The 2,246-nt window shown below is 67.1% G+C and carries 1 protein-coding gene and 1 pseudogene; one reads left to right on the forward strand and one right to left on the reverse strand.

Annotated elements, in window-relative coordinates:
• Positions 1-1,952 (forward strand): BREX-2 system adenine-specific DNA-methyltransferase PglX (gene pglX, locus MJ797_RS21785; protein ID WP_255739375.1); only part of this gene is annotated, 1,952 nt, incomplete at its 5' end.
• An 88-nt stretch (positions 1,953-2,040) separates the two neighbouring features.
• Here the strand turns inward: pglX and MJ797_RS21790 are convergent.
• Positions 2,041-2,246 (reverse strand): annotated as a pseudogene (locus tag MJ797_RS21790) (dCMP deaminase); the annotation flags it as partial.

Here is a 2,246-nt window from a genome sequence, read left to right on the forward strand (position 1 = left end):
CTGAGGATCTAAATGCATCCTCCGGGCATCTCCAGACCCGACTGAATGGGCACATCGGATTTGCCAGTTTTCCGGGGCAGGACGAGGCGTTCATCCTGTCAACACCATGGTTCACACGAAAGTCAGTATCGCTCGGCAAGGCCTTTGTCTATGGCGAGGTAGTCCGAGACTGGGACGTCCAGCCGGATGTGCACGCGCTGACACCTTACACCGCCGACAGGCGACCCATTCCTTACGATGCGATGTCAGCTTGGGGACACCACCTCTGGGCATTGCGCCGTACCCTTCAATCCACGGTCGGCTTCGGCAGCAAAACCCGCGCCGACTCCGGCGAGCCCTGGTGGACCTGGTATCGATGGGTTGCCGAACGATATGCGACTGATCTTTCTATCACCTTCGCTTTCGTTGCCACACACAACAATTTCGTGTTGGATCGGGGTGGAAAGGTCTTCAACCGTTCTGCGCCGGTGATCAAGCTGCCGGTGGGGGCTTCGGAGGAGGAGCATCTGCGGCTGTTGGGGGTATTGAACAGCTCGACGGCGTGCTTCTGGCTCAAGCAGGTCAGCCACGACAAGGGTAGTCAGGGCATCAGCGAGGGGTTCAAATCACAATCGTGGGAGCGGTTTTATGAGTTCACCGGCACCAAGCTTCAGGAGTTCCCGCTGCCGGCGGAGTATCCGTTGGAGTTTGCGCGGGAGTTGGATGGGCTGGCGCAACGGCTGACGGCGGTCAGCCCCGCGTCGGTGGCCGCCGACGAGGTACCGACGCGTGCCCGGCTGGCCGAAGCGCAGGCCGCCTGGGCGTCGGCGCGGGCGCGGATGATCGCGTTGCAGGAGGAGCTGGACTGGCAGGTCTACCGGCAGTACGGGCTGCTCGCCGACGAGCTGACACTGCCGATGGCCGACGTCCCCGAGATCAGGCTGGGGGAGCGGGCATTCGAGATCGTCCTCGCCAGGAAGATCGCCGCCGGGGACGAGACATCCGAGTGGTTCAGCCGGCACGGCTCCACGCCGATCACCGAGGTGCCCGCGCACTGGCCGGCTGAGTACCGCGCGCACGTCGAGAAGCGGATCGCGGTCATCGAGTCCGACCGGAACATCGGGCTGATCGAGCGGCCGGAGTACAAACGCCGCTGGGCGACCGAAGGCTGGGACAAGCTGCGGGACGCGGCGTTGCGGGACTGGCTGCTCGACCGGCTGGAGACTCGTGACCTGTGGTTCGCCGACGTCGACGGCATGGTGCAGCCGCGGTTGTGGACGACCGGCCAGCTCGCCGACGAGCTGGCCGCCGACGCTGACTTCGTCTCCGTCGCCGAGATCTACCGGCCCGGCGAGGAGCTGGCCAAGGTGGTCGCCGCCCTCGTCGAGAACGAGCACGTCCCGTTCCTTGCCGCCCTGCGCTACACCGACACCGGCCTGGTGAAGCGCGCCGACTGGGAGTCGGTCTGGGACCAGCAGCGTGCCGAGGACACCGCGCCCACCCCGGCGAAGGCCAAGGAGATCCGCGACGCGATCCCCGTGCCGCCGAAGTACGCGCCGAAGGACTTCCGCAAGACGTCGTTCTCGCGGGCCCGGGGCAAGCTCGACGTGCCGAAGGAACGGTTCATCTCCTACCAGCCGGCCGGCCGGGACAACGACCCGACGCTGCTGATCGGCTGGGCCGGCTTCGACCACCGGGAGCAGGCCCAGGCGCTGGCCACCCTGATCGTCGACCGCCGCGACAACGACGGCTGGGACGGCACCCGCCTCACACCGCTCGTCGCCGGCCTGCGCGAGGTCATGCCCTGGGTCCGCCAGTGGCACAACGAGGTCGACCCGCGCTACGACGGTTCCCCCGCCGAGGTCTACGACGCTTTCCTCGCCGACACCATGGGCCAGCTCACCCTGACCGAGGACGCGCTGGCGAGCTGGCGTCCACCCGCCCCCACCCGCGGCCGCCGCGCCACCCAATGATCAACTGAGACCGCCGCGCCTCACGCGCATCACTGACGCCCGGTCCAATGCGCGACATCCATCCGCACCGCGCGGCAGCTCAGTTCCGTCAGACCGACAGGTGGGCGTTCATGGCGCGGGCCTGCTCGCCGAGCTCAGACAGTTCCACGACGGTGACGCCGGCCTGGGTGAGGAGTTCGTAGCCTTGGCAGTCGGCGACGAAGAGGCTGGGCTCACGCCAGGCGATGACCACCCGTGGGAGCTTCGCTTCCAGGATGAGCTGGGTGCAGGTGCGTGGCCGGGACTTGCGCTGGG

Source organism: Protofrankia sp. CiP3, assembly GCF_917627345.1.
Lineage (GTDB): Bacteria > Actinomycetota > Actinomycetes > Frankiales > Frankiaceae > Protofrankia.